The sequence below is a fragment of the Pseudomonas sp. P1_F1_2 genome, assembly GCF_056405815.1.
Genome location: NZ_JBFUBK010000019.1, coordinates 12,360 through 29,705 on the forward strand (window position 1 = coordinate 12,360; position 17,346 = coordinate 29,705).

General features: G+C 59.5%; 10 protein-coding genes. 7 read left to right on the forward strand and 3 right to left on the reverse strand.

Annotated elements, in window-relative coordinates; all coding sequences use genetic code 11:
* The first annotated feature begins 61 nt into the window (after positions 1-61).
* The 5 genes from glgX (at position 62) to AC1D2P_RS08100 (ending at position 8,472) form a co-directional block, all read left to right on the forward strand.
* Positions 62-2,221, forward strand: a complete 2,160-nt coding sequence (gene glgX / locus AC1D2P_RS08080) for a glycogen debranching protein GlgX (RefSeq protein WP_046032198.1) — start codon at positions 62-64, stop codon at positions 2,219-2,221.
* Positions 2,222-2,400: 179 nt separating this feature from the next.
* Positions 2,401-3,159 (forward strand): PIG-L deacetylase family protein, encoded by a 759-nt coding sequence (locus AC1D2P_RS08085; RefSeq protein WP_109786578.1) that lies wholly within the window; start codon positions 2,401-2,403, stop codon positions 3,157-3,159.
* 290 nt (positions 3,160-3,449) lie between these two features.
* Positions 3,450-4,238 (forward strand): endonuclease/exonuclease/phosphatase family protein, encoded by a 789-nt coding sequence (locus AC1D2P_RS08090; RefSeq protein WP_477758138.1) that lies wholly within the window; start codon positions 3,450-3,452, stop codon positions 4,236-4,238.
* 287 nt (positions 4,239-4,525) lie between these two features.
* Positions 4,526-7,081 carry an autotransporter family protein gene (locus tag AC1D2P_RS08095; protein ID WP_477758139.1) on the forward strand — a complete coding sequence of 852 codons (2,556 nt, stop codon included), beginning with the start codon at positions 4,526-4,528 and terminating at the stop codon, positions 7,079-7,081.
* A gap of 320 nt (positions 7,082-7,401) precedes the next feature.
* The gene (locus tag AC1D2P_RS08100) at positions 7,402-8,472 is read left to right on the forward strand and encodes an autotransporter domain-containing protein (protein WP_109786487.1); all 1,071 of its coding nucleotides are present in this window, start codon (positions 7,402-7,404) and stop codon (positions 8,470-8,472) included.
* Positions 8,473-8,619: 147 nt separating this feature from the next.
* Here AC1D2P_RS08100 and glgB read toward each other — a convergent pair whose 3' ends face one another.
* The 3 genes from glgB to AC1D2P_RS08115 all read right to left on the reverse strand — a co-directional run bounded on the left by glgB (position 8,620) and on the right by AC1D2P_RS08115 (position 16,342).
* The gene (gene glgB, locus AC1D2P_RS08105) at positions 8,620-10,851 is read right to left on the reverse strand and encodes a 1,4-alpha-glucan branching protein GlgB (protein WP_477758140.1); all 2,232 of its coding nucleotides are present in this window, start codon (positions 10,849-10,851) and stop codon (positions 8,620-8,622) included.
* Between the two features lie 2 nt (positions 10,852-10,853).
* Positions 10,854-14,195, reverse strand: a complete 3,342-nt coding sequence (gene treS, locus AC1D2P_RS08110) for a maltose alpha-D-glucosyltransferase (RefSeq protein WP_109786489.1) — start codon at positions 14,193-14,195, stop codon at positions 10,854-10,856.
* Positions 14,196-14,347: 152 nt separating this feature from the next.
* A complete protein-coding gene (locus AC1D2P_RS08115) occupies positions 14,348-16,342 on the reverse strand; it encodes an alpha-1,4-glucan--maltose-1-phosphate maltosyltransferase (RefSeq protein ID WP_109786490.1) in 1,995 nt (664 codons plus the stop codon).
* 212 nt (positions 16,343-16,554) lie between these two features.
* Here AC1D2P_RS08115 and AC1D2P_RS08120 point away from each other — a divergent pair, with 212 nt between their 5' ends.
* Together AC1D2P_RS08120 and AC1D2P_RS08125 are read left to right on the forward strand one after the other, a co-directional pair.
* The gene (locus tag AC1D2P_RS08120) at positions 16,555-16,725 is read left to right on the forward strand and encodes a hypothetical protein (RefSeq protein WP_223525504.1); all 171 of its coding nucleotides are present in this window, start codon (positions 16,555-16,557) and stop codon (positions 16,723-16,725) included.
* Positions 16,726-16,963: 238 nt separating this feature from the next.
* Positions 16,964-17,197: a DUF3203 family protein gene (locus AC1D2P_RS08125; protein ID WP_109786492.1), complete on the forward strand. Its 234-nt coding sequence runs from the start codon at positions 16,964-16,966 to the stop codon at positions 17,195-17,197.
* The last annotated feature ends 149 nt before the right edge of the window (positions 17,198-17,346 follow it).

The window sequence follows — 17,346 nt, forward strand, 5'->3', positions numbered from 1 at the left end:
CTCGCCACTTTGGGCATGCTCGTCCTCGAAAAAAACTTGATCCCCGTTTGCAGGAGCACCTATGACCACGCCAAAGAAAGCCGCGCCAGAACCTCGCGCCGAGGCCTCGCGAATTCGTGAAGGCCTGCCCTTCCCGCTGGGCGCAACCTGGGATGGTCTGGGGGTCAACTTCGCGTTGTTTTCCGCCAACGCCACAAGGGTCGAACTGTGCATTTTCGATGACTCGGGCGAGGTGGAACTTGAACGCATCGAGCTGCCTGAATACACCGATGAGATCTACCATGGCTACTTGCCCGACGCCCATCCGGGGCTGATCTATGGCTATCGCGTCTATGGCCCGTACGACCCGGCCAATGGGCATCGTTTCAACCCCAATAAATTGCTGATCGACCCGTATGCCAAGCAACTGGTCGGTCAATTGAAATGGTCCGAAGCATTGTTCGGCTACACCATCGGCCACCCCGACGCCGACCTCAGTTTCGATGAGCGTGACAGCGCGCCCTTCGTGCCCAAATGCAAGGTCATCGACCCCGCACACACCTGGGGCCACGACCATCGCGTGAGCGTGCCGTGGGATAAAACGATCATCTACGAAACCCACGTGCGCGGCATCAGCATGCGCCACCCCTCGGTTCCCGAAAATGTGCGCGGTACCTTTGCCGGGTTGATGGTCGATGATGTGCTGGAGCACATCCGCAAGCTCGGCGTGTCGTCCGTTGAATTGCTGCCGATCCACGCCTTCGTCAACGATCAACACTTGCTGCACAAAGGCATGACCAATTACTGGGGCTACAACAGCATTGCCTTCTTCGCCCCGGACCCACGCTACCTGGCCAGCGGCAAGATTGCCGAGTTCAAGGAAATGGTCGCGCACCTGCACGAAGCCAATCTGGAAGTGATCCTCGACGTGGTCTACAACCACACCGCCGAGGGCAATGAACAAGGGCCGACCCTGTCGATGCGCGGCATCGACAACGTCTCCTACTACCGCTTGCAGCCCGACGACAAACGCTTCTACATCAACGATTCCGGGACCGGTAACACGCTGGACCTGAGCCATCCGTGCGTCTTGCAAATGGTCACGGATTCCTTGCGCTACTGGGCCTCGGAAATGCACGTCGACGGCTTTCGCTTTGACCTGGCGACTATTCTCGGTCGCTACCACGACGGTTTCGATGAGCGCCACAGTTTCCTCGTGGCCTGCCGCCAGGACCCGGTGCTGCGCCAGGTGAAAATGATCGCCGAACCCTGGGACTGCGGCCCCGGTGGCTATCAGGTGGGCAACTTTCCGCCGGGCTGGGTGGAATGGAACGACAAGTTTCGCGACACCGTGCGCGCGTTCTGGAAAGGTGACGATGGCCAACTCGCCGATTTCGCCAGCCGCATGACCGCCTCGGGCGAGATGTTCAACCAGCGGGGCCGGCGCCCTTACGTTTCGTTGAACTTCATCACCGCCCACGACGGTTTCACCCTCAACGACCTGGTGTCGTACAACGACAAACACAACGAAGCCAACGACGAGAATAACCAGGACGGCAGCAACAACAACCTGTCCTGGAATCACGGCGTTGAAGGCCCGACCGACGACCCCGAGATCAACGAGCTGCGCCAGCGACAGATGCGCAATTTCTTCGCCACGCTGTTGTTGTCTCAAGGCACGCCGATGCTGGTCGCCGGCGACGAATTCGCCCGGACCCAGGAAGGCAACAACAATGCCTATTGCCAGGACAGCGAGATCGGCTGGGTCAACTGGGACCTCAGCGAAGACGGCAAGGCCTTGCTCAAATTCGTCAAACGCCTGATCAAGCTGCGTCTGACTTACCCGATCCTGCGTCGCGGGCGCTTCCTGGTGGGCAATTACAACGAGGACATTGGCGTCAAGGACGTGACCTGGCTCTCGCCGCACGGTGGTGAAATGTCCCAGGAACAATGGGGAGAGGCCCACGGTCGGTGCCTGGGGATCTTGTTCGACGGCCGCGCCCAGGAAACCGGCATCCGCCGAAAAGGCGCGGACGCGACCCTGTTGCTGGTGGTCAACGCGCACCACGACATCGTCAACTTCACGTTACCGGAAGTGCCGGATGGTGGCTTCTGGACTTGCATGATCGATACCAATCAACCGTCGATTCGTGGGCAGGAACGTTTCGAGTTCGGTCACGAGTACTCAGTGACCGCCCGCTCACTGCTGCTGTTCGAATTGCAGCATGAGGACGAAGAGTGACGCACGCGCAGGTTTGGGCGGCGCTTTACGCAATCGGCTACAAGTCGACTAAAAATAAACGGACTTAGATGAAACCGTCACGCGACGAACAGCGTGACTTGAGCAATACTCTGTTGCCGACAATCCAGGGTACGGAGCGTTGCACAATTGTCATCAAACAGAACAAGGACGTAGGCCCGATGAAACCCGTCTGCATCATCGACAGCAGCCAGCCAGCACAAATCTGGAACAGTGCGCTGCAGCTGGACAATATCCCGGTCATCAACACCCAGACCYTGGTCCCCACCGGCGCCCGCGCCGTGGTGATCGCGCCGCATCCCGGCGATGAAGTGGTCTTCTGTGGCGGCCTGTTGCAACTGCTCTCTACCCTCGAACATCCCCTGCAATTGATTTCGATCACCGATGGCAGCGCTCCCCATCCGGGTTCGCAACAATGGTCGGAGAAGCGCCTGAGCGTGTTTCGTGGCCAGGAAAGCGTCGAAGCCTTGCGCCGGCTTGGCTTGCCGTTGCACAGCCTGAAATGGATTCGTGGCGGCTTCACCGACAACGCCCTGGCCGAACACGAGACGCAACTGACCCAATTCATTGCCCGTTATTTGCGCGCTGGCGACGTCGTGTTCAGTACCTGGCGCGAAGACGGCATGTCTGATCATAACGCCGTCGGTCGTGCCTGTGCCCTCGCGGCGAGCCAGGTCGGCGCGACGTTCCATGAAATGCCTGTCTGGGCGTGGCACTGGCCGGCTCGCGACCATGGCCTGATGCCCTGGCACCGAGCGCGCAAAGTGCGCCTCGACACCTGGACCGTCGCGCGCAAAAGCCACGCCACCCACGCCTATGCCAGCCAGCTCGACGGCGAGCCGGCCCTGGGCATTGCCCCCCTGCTGCCCCGAGTGATCCTGGACCGCATACGCATGCCTTACGAAATCGTGTTCATCTGAAAAACCCGTAGCAGCCGTAGCAGCTGTAGCAGCTGTAGCAGCTGTAGCAGCTGTCGAGCCTGCGAGGCTGCGTCCGGCTGCGAAGCAGTCGTGAAATCAGACGGCGCGGTGTTTCATAAAGATCGCATGTGCAGGTTTTACGACCGCTACGCAGCCGAACGCAGCCTCGCAGGCTCTACACCTGCTACACCTGCTACACCTGCTACAAGCGCTACAAAATTGCAGTGGCACTGAACTGCTCGCAGCGACATCAGTCGCATGCATAAGCAGTCCTGATTCGAGGAGCAAACGTGACCAGCGATCCCGAGCAGCGGGCCGCCCTGCACCCGTCCCCGACGATTCATCGCCTGAGGGTGCTGACGGTCAACACTCACAAGGGGTTCACCGCCCTCAACCGGCGTTTCATCCTCCCGGAACTGCGCGAGGCGGTGCGCAGTACAGGCGCCGACCTTGTGTTCCTGCAGGAGGTGGTGGGTGAACACGATCGGCATTCATCCCGTTACTACAACTGGCCGCAGACCTCGCAATACGAATTCCTCGCCGACAGCATGTGGAAGGATTTTGCCTATGGGCGCAATGCGGTCTACCCCAATGGCCACCATGGCAATGCCTTACTGTCGAAATACCCGATCCGTGAATTTCGTAACCTTGACGTATCGATCACCGGCCCCGAACGACGCGGGTTGTTGCACTGCGTGCTGGAAGTGCCGGGGCACGCAGAAGTGCATGCGATTTGCGTGCACCTGAGCCTGCTCGAAAGCCATCGCCAGTTGCAGTTGCAGCTCCTGTGTCAATTGCTCGAGTCCCTGCCCGACCAGGCCCCGGTGATCATCGCCGGCGACTTCAACGACTGGCAGCTGCAAGGCAATGTCTCCCTCGCCCGTCGCGACTATTTGCATGAGGCCTTCGAACGCGCCCATGGGCGCCCGGCCAAAACCTACCCCGCCCGCTTTCCCTTGCTGCGCCTGGACCGGATTTACCTGCGCAATGCCAGCAGCCATGATCCACGAATTCTCGGCAACAAACCCTGGACGCATTTGTCGGATCATCTGCCGTTAGCGGTGGAAGTGCACCTTTGAATGACCGGTGGGCTCCATTCAAGTCCTTGCTTCGAACGAAAATACGCGCCCCTACCTGTTATTTCTGACAGTAGCGGCGTTCAACATCTGTTGTTACGGTGCAACTATCCGTATCCGTTGCACGTTCGGATATACAACCCGTAGCAGCCACTGTTGCCAAAGACTTTTCAGTTCGGACCCTGCATTACCGATGTCGTCTCGCAATTCGCGCTGCCAAGTGCGCCTGACACGCTGTCACTCACCACGAGTGACGGTGTCGTGGCGCCGATCGATGCGTGGAGACGAACATGGAAGCGACCCACTACCGTTATTCGGCCTGCGCCTTGACGTTCTGGCTATGTGTGGGCTGGTCGCAAATCGCCGATGCGGCCTGTTCGCTCATATCTACCGCCGGCAACGACAACTATGTGTGCGACAGTGGCATTAGCGGGCCACTCACCGATTTGTCGGGTAATAACGTCCTGACCTTCCCCGCCAATGGCACTGGAACCATTAATGGCAATGTGACCTTTGGTGCAGGTAGTGACCAGGTATTGATGCGCTCGGGCACCCTTGCTGGCGTGCTCGATCAAGGTACTGGCGCCAATACACTGCAAATCGACAACGGGATAATTACCGGCGAAGTCCATCAACAGAGTGGCATTGACACGTTCATCATGAACGGCGGCAGGATTAAGTCCCTGGCGCAAGGCGACGGGTTCGACCGATTCCTGATGACCGGCGGCACCATTGTCGACGTGTTCGAAGACGGTGACTTTGCAGAAATGACCGGGGGAGTCATCGGCCGGGTCGACATGAAGCTCGACGACAATACCTATGTCATGTCGGGTGGGCAGATCCTGGGCAATCTGGTGACCGGTTTTGGCAAGGACACCATCATCCTTTCCGGTGGGCGGATTGGTGGCAACCTCAGCGTCAGCGGCGGCAATGACAGCATTACCGTGACAGGCGGGGAAATCGTCGGCCAGGTTCGCGCCAGTTTCGGCAATGACAAACTGCTCTGGGACGGCGGCGGTATCCTCCGTTCCGCCATCCTGATGGGTGACGGCAATGACAGCGTGACCCTGCGCAACCTGACCGAAAGCACCCTCGCCCTGACCCCGGCAATCGATGGCGGCAACGACAACGATGTACTGACTTTCGACCACGTCACCACCGCCGGCCCTGCGCGCTACTCCAACTGGGAGTCGGTCAACCTGAGCAACGGTTCGAAAATGGACCTTGCCGGCATTTTTGTCCTGGGAGACAGCGCCAGCGGCACCGGCGTGTTCAACATTGATAGCAGCAGTACGCTGACGTCCGCTCAGGGCAGCATGATGCCCTTTATCGCGGGAAAGCTTGCCACGTTGAATAACGCAGGGACCCTCGATCTGAGCAGCGGCAATAACCGCACCAATGACACGCTGACCGTGCAAGGCAGCTACGCGGGTAACGGCGGTCAGTTGCTGCTGCAAAGCCTGGTGGGTGACGACAGTTCACCCAGCGACAAACTGGTGGTCATCAATGGGTCGATAACGGGCAGCACGTTGATCACTGTCAGCAACCTGGGCGGGACCGGTGGGCTGACGCAACAGAACGGTATTCAACTGGTGCAGGCCCAAGGCACGGCCGTCAGCAACGCCAATGCTTTTGCGCTCAAGACTTCGGTGTCGGCCGGTGCCTTCGATTACCGACTGTTCAAGGGCGGCGTCACACCGGGCACAGAAAACAGTTGGTATTTGCGCTCGGCAGTCGTGGCCCCGGCCACCATGGCCGTTCCCAACCCCGATCCGACATTGCCGCAACTCATCGTTCCGGTTGTCGCAACGCCCGTGCCCGCCGAGGCACCGGCGGGCAGTCCTCCATTACCGGTTTTACCAGCCGCTGTATCGGGTGCGGCACCAATCCCGCTTTATCGCCAGGAAGTTCCCGTCTGGTCGATACTGCCGCCCGCCGCCGCACAACTGACCCTAAGCGCACTCGGCACCTTCCATGATCGCCAAGGTGATCAGATGCTGCTCAATGAAACCGGGGCATTGGGCGCTGGCTGGGGCCGAGCCTATGGCAAGAACCTTGATCAGACCCGGGCCGGTACCGTGACGCCACGCCTGAATGGGTCGCTCAGTGGTTTCCAGGTGGGTAACGACCTGTACAGTTCGCAGACCTCCGGAGGTCAGTCCCAACGCACCGGTTTTTTTGTCGGTCACACGCGTTTGCAGGGGGATGTCGACGGTTTCAACGAAGGGTTCGAAGGCAAACGTGCTGGCAACGTAGAAGTTGAAGGCGACAGTTATGGCCTGTATTGGACATTGACCAACCCTGGGGGCTGGTACGTCGACACCGTCATCATGGGCACCCGGCTGGACGGCGATGCGCACTCCGAACGGGGTCTTAAGTTGGATAACCGCGGTCATGTGCTGACGTTATCAGCAGAAACCGGTTACCCCTTTCCAATCGGGGGTAATTGGGTGATTGAACCCCAGGCACAAGTCATCCACCAAAAAGTTTCGCTGGACAGCCAGGATGACGGTGTTTCCCACGTCTCATTCAATTCCGACAACGCCTGGACCGGTCGCCTCGGTGCAAGATTCAAGGGGCGCTATGAAGTCAGTGGCCGGCCGCTGGAGCCTTATGTGCGCGCCAATCTATGGCACACCTTTTCCGGCACCGACTCGGTGACCTTCGCCGGTGCTGAACGGATCGATACTGAACAGCGTTCGTCTTCGGCCGACCTGGGAGTCGGCTTGGTGCTAATCTTCGCCAAAGCAGTGAGCGTTTATGGCGGCATAGACTACAGCAGTAACATCGACAGCAATCAGCTGCGCGCGATGGCCGTAAACGTAGGGGCGAGGGTCAGTTGGTAACTGGCAGAGTGTCTCAAAAAAGTGCCAACACGAGAGTTTTTTGACGGTTTATCGAACAAACAAGCGCTTAGATACGCGCCGTAAATCAGTCACTTGTAACACACAAAATACCCATACCATTTATCGACCATTTTCTTGACGCACTGTCAACGGTCTTCTTAGCTACACCTTACTACCCCCGAAGTACCATCAGGGGCATCCCCAAGACACCCGCCAAACCGGGCGCCCAAAGGCGTGCCCCAATCCACTCGGTCGCCCCTCATTCGGGGTAGGAGAGACGCCACAGCGAGATACCGCATGCGATTGCAAGGTAGACCCCCATGAAAACTTCATTCACCCAACAAGAGATTAAAGTCACTTTTTGCACTGTCTCGAGCTCTATCCTGCTGTGCTCTACCCTGGAGGTCCAGGCGGGACCGACAGAGCAAGAAACCGCCCCGTGGTATCGCCAGGAAGTTCCGGTACTTGCCTTGCCCTCCAGCATCATCGCGCTCTATCCCGGCCACTTCGGCGCCGCATCCGATACAACAAGCTCAAGCCTGACCATCGAAGACGAAGCCCCTTCAACCTGGGATCAGGTGTACGGCAAACCGTCGCGGCAGGCGCAGACCGACTACCTGTCGCAGGGATTCTCGATCCCTGGCAGCACTGAACTCAAAGGCCCGGCGATCCTCACCTTGCAAAGCAGCAGCGGCCATACCCAGAAAGTCGGCCTGATCGGCGGCACAACCCGCTTGCAAGGCAACAGCAACGGCTTGCTGACCAGCCCGGCCCTGGCCGACCCCAACAGCGACACCCTTAACCTGCAAGGCCAGAGCCTCGGCGCTTACTGGAGCCTGATCGGCCCTCAAGGCTGGCATGTGGATTTGACGGCCAGCGGCGGCCGCGTCAGCGGCTTCAGCCGCAACGAACAGGGTGAACGACTAGCCACAGAAGGCAGTGCGATGACCTTGTCGGTGGAAGGCGGCTTCCCGATTGGCCTGACCGATAACTGGGTGGTCGAACCCCAGGCGCAATTGATCAATCAGCGCATTACCCTGGATACGCCGTACGCCGGCTCGGGCAATGCGTCATCGATCGAGCTGTCGTCCTGGAGCGGACGGGTCGGCGCCCGATTGAAAGGTAGTTACGACATCAACGGCCTGGGGGTCGAACCCTACGTGCGAACCAACTTGTGGCACACCGTGTACACCGGCAATACCGTGACGCTCGACCAGGTCGACAAGATCAGTAGCAGCCGTAATTCATCAACGGTTGAAGTGGGGTTGGGACTGGTGGCCAGAGTCACGCCAGCGGTCAGCTTGTATGTCAGCGCCGATTACAGCAGTGATGTAGATGACAATGATTTGAACGGGTTGATTGGGAGTCTGGGTGTGCGGATGCGGTGGTAAAAGTTTGTGTCGTTTTGGCTGTCACCACACCTGTAGGAGCCGAGCTTGCTCGCAATAGCGGTATGTCAGTCACCTTTGATTTCGACTGAAGTACCGCTATCGCGAGCAAGCTCGCCTCCTACAGGCGTGGCTTGCCGCGATGACAGATCAACCCTCCGGGCGCAAGATCAATACCGCCAGCGGTGGCAGGTTCAACACCAACGACAGTGCTTGCCCATGGCTCGGTGTTTCCTCGCTGAACGCCCCGCCACTGTTGCCGTAGTTGGAACCGGCATACAACGCCGCATCGCTGTTGATGACTTCGGTCCAGCGCCCGGCGAACGGCACGCCCACGCGATACCCCTCACGCGGCACCGGGGTGAAGTTGGCCACGACCAACACCGGCCTGCCCTCCTTGCTCCAGCGCAACCACGCGTAGACGCTGTTGATCGCATCGTCGCCAATCAGCCACTGGAAGCCTTGCGGGGCATCGTCCTGCTCATGCAGCGCCGGTTCTTCGCGGTACAGCCGATTGAGGTCGCCGACCAGTTTCTGCACCCCTTTGTGCTCGGGGTACTGCAACAGGTACCAGTCGAGTTGCTGATCGTGGTTCCACTCGCGCCACTGGCCGAACTCACAGCCCATGAACAACAGCTTCTTGCCTGGGTGCGTCCACATGAAGCTCAAGTAGGCGCGCAAATTGGCGAACTTTTGCCAGCGGTCACCGGGCATCTTGTCGATCAGCGAATGCTTGCCATGGACCACTTCATCGTGGGAAATCGGCAGGATGAATCGCTCGGACCAGGCGTACACCAGGCCAAAACTCAGTTCGTTGTGGTGATGCGCGCGGTACACCGGATCCTGCTGGATGTAATGCAGCGAATCGTGCATCCAGCCCATGTTCCACTTGTAGGCAAAGCCCAAACCGCCCTGTTGCGTGCTCTGGCTGACACCCGGCCACGCCGTGGATTCTTCGGCGATGACCAGCGCCCCAGGCGCCTCCAGTGCCACCACGTCGTTGAGATGGCGCAAAAAGTCGATGGCTTCGAGGTTCTCCCGACCGCCATGGCGGTTCGGCACCCATTCGCCGGCCTTGCGCGAGTAGTCGCGATAGAGCATCGAGGCCACCGCATCGACACGCAGGCCATCGACGTGGAAATGCTTGAGCCAGTGCAACCCCGAGGCCAGCATGTAACCGTGCACTTCGGTGCGGCCCAGGTTGTAGATCAGCGTGTCCCAGTCCTGATGAAAACCTTCCAGCGGGTTGCCGTATTCGTACAGCGCCGTGCCGTCGAACTGCGCCAGGCCATGGACATCGGTGGGGAAATGCGCCGGCACCCAATCGAGAATCACGCCGATTTCCGCCTGATGGCAGGCGTTGACGAACGCGGCAAAGTCATCGGGTGAACCGTACCGCGCGCTCGGGGCGAATTGCGAAAGCAGTTGATAGCCCCACGAGCCGCCGAACGGGTGCTCCATGATCGGCATCAGCTCGATGTGGGTGAACCCCAAATCCTTCACATAAGGAATCAGCCGCTCACCCAACTCGTGCCAGGTGTACTGGCGAGCGACTTCGCCCAAGTCATCCAGTTCACATTGCCAGGAACCGGCGTGCAATTCGTAGATCGACAGCGGCGCAGTCGGACGCTGACGTTCGCCCCGCGATTGCATCCACGCGTGATCCTGCCAGTCGATGGTCAGTGGTGACGCGACCTTCGAAGCGGTGTCTGGCGGCAAGGTGGTGGCCAGCGCCATCGGGTCAGCCTTGAGTGGCAAGATACCGTGGGTGCCGAGAATTTCGTATTTGTAGGCTTCGCCTGCTCGCAGACGCGGAATGAACAGCTCCCAGACACCGGTGGGATGACGCAGGCGCATCGGGTGGCGGCGACCGTCCCAGTTGTTGAAATCACCCACCACCGAAACGCGTTTGGCATTGGGCGCCCACACGGCGAAACGTACGCCGTCGATACCATCGACCGTCTTCAATTGCGCACCGAGGCAGCTGCTCAGGTCGCGGTGATTGCCTTCGGCGAACAGGTACAAATCCATTTCGCCGAGCAGTGGGCCGAAGCTGTAAGGGTCTTCGCACACCTGTTCGCCACCGGCCCAGCGAGTGCGCAACAGGTACGCCTGCGCCCGATCGAAGTGCCCGACAAACAGCCCCGGTGTCTGGGTGGCTTCAAGGTTGCCCAGTTCCTCTCCGGTGTCCCTGGCCAACACTTGCACGCTCAACGCGTCCGGCAAATAGGCTCGAATGAATTGCCCGCCGGCACCGTCGCCATGGGGACCGAGAATTGCAAAAGGGTCGTGATGTTCGGCGCGCACCAACGCATCGATATCCCGAGACCTGGGCAGTAGCGCCTCTTTGGCGTGACCCTGTTCCTTGTTCGAGAAACTCATGACTACTCTCCACCAAGATCGGAAAAGGGTTTAAGCCCACTCAATAATCCATACAAGCCGTGCAAGGGCACCGGCAGCCAAGTGGGTCGATTTTCGGCCTCATACGCCACTTCATAGGCCGCCTTCTCCAGACCGAACAACGCCAGCGCGGCGTCCTCGCCTTCCGGATCTTGCCACGCATGAGCAAGACTAGCTGCCGCCAGCCGATAAGCGTCGACAAATGCCTGTTTTGCTTCAATCAAGTAGCGCTCGGCCACCCGTTGGCGGGCAGCCTGTGCCTGCGCGGTGTTGTCGACGTTGTGCACATTGATCGTCATCGCAGCGGCGTAATCGAAAGAGCGCAACACACCACTGACATCCTTGTATGGGCTGTGCTTACCCCGACGTTCATGCAACGTCCGCGCCGGCTCGCCCTCGAAATCGATCAGGTAGGCGTCACCCTTGATCACCAGCACCTGCCCCAGGTGCAAATCACCGTGGACACGCAGGCGCAAACCACCGGCGGCTTTTTTACCGAGTTCCAGCACATGGCCAAGGATGGTTTTTTTGTTGTCCAGCAAACGACTGACCAAGGCGTTGTCCGCCGGGCTCAGTTCATTTTGATGGTGTTTGAGCAACTTCAGTGCATGTTCCATTTGCGCTGCCACATCCTTGGCCGAGGCCAGCGCTTCTTTCTGTGTGGTGACCTGCGGGGCGAAGTCCGGGTCTTTCGTCGGGGTCGCGAGTACCTGATGCATTTCCCCGAGGCGCTGGCCGAGCATGCCGGCAAAATCCTTCAGCTCGCCGAGTGCGTTGTAGTGCTGCTCCTGCTCGGACACGGCGTCGGCCAACTCGTCACGCAAGGCGCGTTCAAGGTTGTTCTGAGTCCATTCCCAGGCATCGCCCTGATTGCTCAAATAGCCCTGAGCGATCATCAACAACGTGTCCTCGCCTTGTTCATCGCGGCGAACCACCGAGCCCAGCAACGGCGAAATATTGGCAAACCCGGCCTGGGTCAGGTATGCGCTCATTTCCAGTTCCGGGTGCACACCCGAGGCGAGTTTGCGGATCAGTTTGAGCACCAGGCTGTTGCCGATCACCACCGAACTGTTGGATTGCTCGGCGGACAGATAACGCACAGGCGATTCGTCGGTCAGACCGAGTTTCGCCAGCTCTGCGGTCGGTTCGAACCGGATGTCACCCGCGCTCGAAGGCAGCACTGTGTCGTTGTGCATGCCTTGCAACACTGCACGGACAAAGTGTTCAAGACTAAAGGCGTCGGTGATCAACCCCACCTGACGCCCGCGTCGCACCCGCGACAAGGCCAATTGCTGGGGCAGCGCGGCCCCCACCTGGTCTTCGGGGATAAAGCCGAACGGCAACTGATAGCGATGGGTCTGGCCGGCACTCGTCACTTCGATTTCGCTCAGCAGCACCGGGTGCAGCGGATCACCGAAACGCACGCCGTAGGCCAGGCTGACCTGTTCGATGGCCGCGTCCTTGCCGGCAAACCAGCGACGGTTTTGCAGCCAGCTTGGCAGGATGCCTTGCTCCAGCGTGCCACGGGACGGCGCCTCGAGCAGTTCTTCCATGCGCTTCTTCAGCACCAGCGTGGTGAAGTCCGGCAGGCTCTGCGCCGGTTCAACGTGCCAGCTCGGCATCTGGTTTTCGGCTGCAAGCCCGAACCAATAGAAGCCGTAAGGCGCCAGCGTCAGCAAGAAATTCAACTGACCAATCGGTGGAAAGGCGTTACCGCCGAGCATCTCCACCGGCACCATGCCGACGTAGGCCGACAGGTCGAGTTCTGCCGCTTGCGCGCTGCGCGAGACGTTGGCCACACACAGGATGATTTCGTGTTTGCCATCGGCCCCGGTGAATTCACGGGTGTAGGCCAGAATCCTGCGATTGCTCGGCGACAGCATTTTCAGCGTACCGCGCCCGAACGCCTTGGATTGTTTGCGCACGGCGAGCATGCGCCGGGTCCAGTTGAGCAACGAATGCGGATCGCCCGCCTGGGTTTCGACGTTGACCGACAGGTAGCCGTATTGCGGGTCCATGATCGGCGGCAGCACCAGGCTGGCCGGGTCGGCGCGCGAAAACCCGCCGTTACGGTCGATCGACCATTGCATCGGGGTGCGCACGCCGTCACGGTCACCGAGGTAGATGTTGTCGCCCATGCCGATTTCATCGCCGTAATACAGGGTCGGCGTGCCCGGCATCGACAGCAGCAAACTGTTGAGCAGTTCCACGCGACGACGATCGCGCTCCACCAAGGGCGCGAGGCGCCGGCGAATCCCCAGGTTGATCCGCGCCCGACGGTCGGCCGCGTAGTAATTCCACAGGTAATCGCGCTCCTTGTCGGTGACCATTTCCAGGGTCAGCTCATCGTGATTGCGCAGGAAAATCGCCCACTGACAGTTGGCCGGGATCTCCGGCGTCTGGCGCAGGATGTCGGTGATCGGGAAGCGATCCTCCTGAGCCAGCGCCATGTACATGCGCGGCATCAACGGAAAATGAAAGGCCATGTGGCACTCGTCGCCGTTCAAACCCTTGGCGTCGGTGTCGCCGAAATACAACTGGGTGTCTTCCGGCCATTGATTGGCTTCGGCCAACAGCATGCGGTCCGGGTAATTGGCGTCGATCTCGGCACGAATCTGCTTTAAGACATCATGGGTTTCGGGGAGGTTTTCGTTATTGGTGCCGTCACGTTCGATCAGGTACGGGATGGCATCCAGGCGCAGACCGTCGATGCCCATGTCGAGCCAGTAACGCATGACCGAGAGCACGGCTTTCATGACTTGCGGGTTATCGAAGTTCAGGTCGGGCTGGTGGGAGTAGAAACGGTGCCAGAAGTACTGGCCGGCGACCGGGTCCCAGGTCCAGTTGGATTTCTCGGTGTCGAGAAAGATGATGCGCGTGCCGTCGTATTTTTGATCGTCATCGGACCAGACGTAGAAGTCTCGCGCCGCCGAACCGGGTTTGGCCTTGCGTGCGCGCTGGAACCAGGCGTGCTGATCCGAGGTGTGGTTGATGACCAGTTCGGTAATCACCCGCAGGCCACGCTTGTGCGCCTCGGCAATGAAGCGTTTGGCGTCGGCCATGGTGCCGTAATCGGCATGCACGCCACGGTACTCGGCGATGTCGTAGCCATCGTCGCGGCGCGGCGAGGGGTAGAACGGCAACAGCCAGATGGTATTGACGCCAAGGTCGGCGATGTAATCGAGTTTGGCGATCAAGCCCGGAAAGTCGCCGATCCCGTCATTGTTGGAGTCGAAAAACGATTTGACGTGAACCTGATAGATCACCGCGTCCTTGTACCAGAGCGGGTCTTTGATGAACGTGGCTGCCTTGGGTTTCTTCGCCATTTGAAACTCCTGTTAAAAACAGAAAACGCCACACCCCAGATCATTCCCACGCTCTGCGTGGGAATGCCTCAACGGACGCTCCGCGTTCGGCTCCGGGTGGGACGCGGAGCGTCCCGGGCTTCATTCCCACGCAGAGCGTGGGAATGATCGTGCTAGACGGTAATCCGCCAGATCCCGAACGGCTGGTAGGCCGGGTCGATGCGCATGAACTGGTACTTGCCATACCAGGTCCAGCGGTGGCCGTTCATCAAGTCCTCGCCCTGGGTGCTGGCGTCATCGGGCAGGCCCATTTCCCACAGCGGCAATTCGAAAGTGGCTTCTTGAACGTTGTGTGGGTCCAGGCTGACCGCCACCAAAATGAAGTTGCCGCCGTCCGCGCTGCGTTTGCCGAAATACAGAATGTTGTCGTTCCAGGCGTTATAGACCTTCAAACCCAGGTGCGTGTGCAGCGCCGGGTTTTGCCGACGAATCCGGTTGAGCTGGGCAATTTCAGCAATGATGTTGCCCGGCGCATTGAAGTCCCGCGGGCGGATTTCGTACTTCTCGGAGTCGAGGTATTCCTCTTTGCCCGGTATCGGCGCCGCCTCACACAACTCGAAGCCCGAGTACATGCCCCACAAACCCGAACCCATGGTCGCCAGCGCCGCGCGGATCAGAAAGCCCGCGCGCCCCGACTCATGCAGGAAAAACGGGTTGATGTCCGGGGTATTGACGAAAAAATTCGGCCGGTAGCATTCGCGCCACGGTGACTCGTTGAGCTCGGTGAAATACGTCGCCAGCTCATGCTTGGTATTGCGCCAGGTGAAGTAGGTGTAGCTCTGCGAATAGCCGACCTTGCCCAGCCGCGCCATCATCGCCGGCGTGGTAAAGGCTTCCGCGAGGAAAATCACCTCGGGGTACAGCGCCCGCACATCGGCGATCAGCCACTGCCAGAACGGCAGCGGTTTGGTGTGAGGGTTGTCGACGCGAAAGATCTTCACACCCTCTTCAACCCAACCGACCACGATGTCGCGCAGTTCGACCCAAAGGCTCGGGATGGCATCGTTAGCGTAGAAGTCGACGTTGACGATGTCCTGGTATTTCTTCGGCGGGTTTTCGGCGTATTTGATCGTGCCGTCCGGCCGCCAGTTGAACCAGCCCGGGTGCTGCTGCAACCACGGGTGGTCCTGGGAACACTGAATCGCAAAATCGAGGGCGATTTCAATCCCGTAGTCCGCCGCCGTGGCGACCAGGTGGCGGAAGTCTTCGCGGGTGCCCAGTTGCGAGTGAATCGCCTCATGCCCGCCCTCTTCGCTGCCGATGGCATAGGGACTGCCCGGATCGTCCGGACCGGCAGTCAGGGAGTTGTTCGGGCCTTTTCGGTAGCTGCGTCCGATGGGATGAATCGGCGGGAAATACAGGACGTCGAATCCCATGTCCTGAATCATCGGCAACCGCGAGTGCACGTCATTGAACGTGCCGTGACGGGCCGGATCATCGGTGATCGAGCGCGGGAACAGCTCATACCAACTGGCGAACTGCGCCAGCTCCCGCTCGACATCCAGCGGGTACTCCGGGCTCAGGCTCACGTAGGCGCGATGATCGGCCTGAGCCATCAGCTCGGCGCTACGTTGGTGCACAAACAGCGCGACCTGCTCGTTTTCGAGCAGGCCGGACAACTCATGGTGCAACGCCGCCAATTGTTCGCTTAACGGACCTTCGCTGCGCCCGGCGGCCTGCTGGACCAGCGTGCGTCCTTCCTGCAACTCAAGACTGACGGGGATTCGCGCTGCGTGCTTCTTTTCCAGTTCGTAGCAGAAACTGGCGAACTGATCGATCCAGGCCTCGATGCAGAACAGATAGCGCCCCTGACGCTCGACGCGGAACTGGCCCTGCCAGCCATTGTTGCCCTGGTCGGCCATGACTTCACTTTGCCAGATGTCATCGCCGTCGGCGCGCCAGCGCAGCCGCACCGCCAGTTTGTCGTGACCGTCGGCAAACACTTTGCTGGACACCACCACGTCCTGCCCCACCACGGCTTTGACGGCGAACTGTCCGCCATCAAGGGTCGGCTGGGTGTTTTCAATCGCGATTCGCGGCAGCAGTAACGCCTGCGACAGCGGCATGTGAGGGTTGTAGTTCAGCTCTGTCGGTTTTTGCGCAGTCATCGAGCATCGCTCCTTCACGCCCCATGGACGCTCTTGTACCGGGTTTCCCTGAATGGATTCGCTTAGGTTGGGAGCCACCGGATTCGATAAAAGTTCAGAGTGATTTGCCCAGGCTGATTGCCGGGGAATCAATTCGCGCGTCAGCAGGTCAATCCACTTAAGCACGAGTTACGCCATGTGCCACCGCAGACTGACACTCGGAGATTTCAACAATGAGTATTCCAATCCCCGCCGAAACGCCTGATCCGAACATCGACAGCCCGGTCATTCCACCCACCGAACCGGAGCCGGTGCCCGAGCAAGACCCGCCCGGCACCCAACCACCACCGCGGGAAGAACCACCGAGCACAATGCCGCCAGTGATTGTGAAACCGTGCTCATGACAATGACGGCGATGATCGTTCCCACGCTCTGCGTGGGAATGCCTCAACGGACGCTCCGCGTCCAGCTCCAAATGGGACGCAGAGCGTCCCGGGCTCTCATGCCACCAGGCGTTCATGCTGGGGTCCTTGTGCGTGTTGTTAGCGGGTGGACCGCGCTGACCACTAATCGGTTGCAGCGAACGATGGTCGTCAAATGCGCCCTAACGTTCATGTACTAGCAGAAAAAAGGACCCGCCCCATGACCGTGCGCATCGAAAACCAGACCTGCTTTTTTATCCTGGAGAACGGCGAGGAAATTCGCCTGTGCCCCGACGTCACCATCATCACCGACTCGGAAAAAGCCATGTCCGCTGTCGACCTGAACGGACAGCGCGTCTACATCACCGAAGCAGAAGCCGACGCATTGACCGTAGCAGGCGCGGTGGACGGTCGCCGGCATTTGAAGGTCACCGACAGTGATTCGGTGATTTGACTGACGCTGATCAACACTGTCCGCGCACGTCTGATTCACGCACGCACGTCCTGCTGTGGCAGGTGCTTCAAGTTGTCGCAGGTAGCGGGTCAGCGCTCATCTGATCCGCTTTTTATTGCAATACCTGAGTCTGTTATGCAAACAGATCG